The 1,144-nt window shown below is 36.6% G+C and carries 1 protein-coding gene; it reads left to right on the forward strand.

Annotated features, from left to right (window positions below; translation table 11 throughout):
* The first annotated feature begins 32 nt into the window (after window positions 1–32).
* Window positions 33–1,123, forward strand: a protein-coding gene (locus tag FTT87_RS15870; RefSeq protein WP_100607964.1) for an IS4 family transposase whose coding sequence is annotated in 2 segments (ribosomal slippage) — window positions 33–573 and window positions 573–1,123 — 1,092 coding nt in all. Because the reading frame shifts where the segments join, the coding sequence is not laid out codon by codon here.
* Window positions 1,124–1,144 lie beyond the last annotated feature (21 nt).

Genomic DNA, 1,144 nt, shown 5'->3' on the forward strand with positions numbered 1-1,144 from the left:
GTCACAATAATTGTTTTCTAACGACGAATACTATGACACATCTCAATGAGTTATATCTTATCTTAAACAAATCTCTAAAATGGAACAAGTCACATTTAAAGTGCTTTGCGCTCATCATGCTTGTGATCATTTTAAAGCAAACATGTAATCTTTCTTCTGCATCTAAAGCCTTGCCCATCAAGTGCTTACCACAATCATTTTATCGACGTATGCAGCGCTTCTTTGCAGGTCAGTATTTTGATTATCGTCAAATTTCTCAGTTGATTTTCAATATGTTTTCATTCGACAAAGTGCAACTGACTTTAGATAGAACCAATTGGAAATGGGGAAAACGAAATATTAATATCCTGATGCTTGCGATCGTTTATCGTGGAATAGCGATACCTATCGTTTGGACATTGCTTAATAAACGTGGAAATTCAGATACGAAAGAGCGGATTGCTTTGATTCAACGCTTTATATCCATTTTTGGTAAAGACCGTATTGTGAATGTGTTCGCAGACAGAGAGTTTATCGGTGAGCAGTGGTTTACATGGTTAATTGAACAAGACATCAACTTCTGCATTCGTGTTAAAAAAACTTCATTGTCACCAATCATTTAGGGAAGAATCATAAAATTAGCGATTTATTTCGCCATCTTCAACTTGGTCAAATTGAATGTCGTAAACGACGGATTTTGGTTGGTCGGGTGAAACTATATATGAGTGCACTACAGTTAGAAAATGGAGAGCTTTTACTCGTCGTTTCTCCTCAGTTTAATGCCAATGCTATTCAGGATTATGCATTACGCTGGGAAATTGAAACCTTATTCAGTTGTCTCAAAGGACGAGGATTCAATCTTGAAAATACGCGCTTGACAGACCCTAGACGAGTGAAAAAATTGATTGCGGTCTTAGCTATAAGCTTCTGTTGGTGCTACTTAACGGGTGAATGGCAACATGATCAAAAAAAAGCGATAAAAATAAAGAAGCATGGACGACTCTCAATGAGTTTATTTCGCTATGGTTTAGACTATGTTCAAATGGCGATTCAGCGTTTAATTGGTTTTGGGAAAAAAGAAGAGTTTAAGGAAATTCTGGCAATTTTAAGAAGGCAGATGCCTGATAGGATAAGAGTTCTGTGAAATTTGTCGTGTACAGAGAAA

The sequence above is a fragment of the Acinetobacter sp. YH01022 genome, assembly GCF_013420235.1.
Taxonomy (GTDB): Bacteria; Pseudomonadota; Gammaproteobacteria; order Pseudomonadales; family Moraxellaceae; genus Acinetobacter.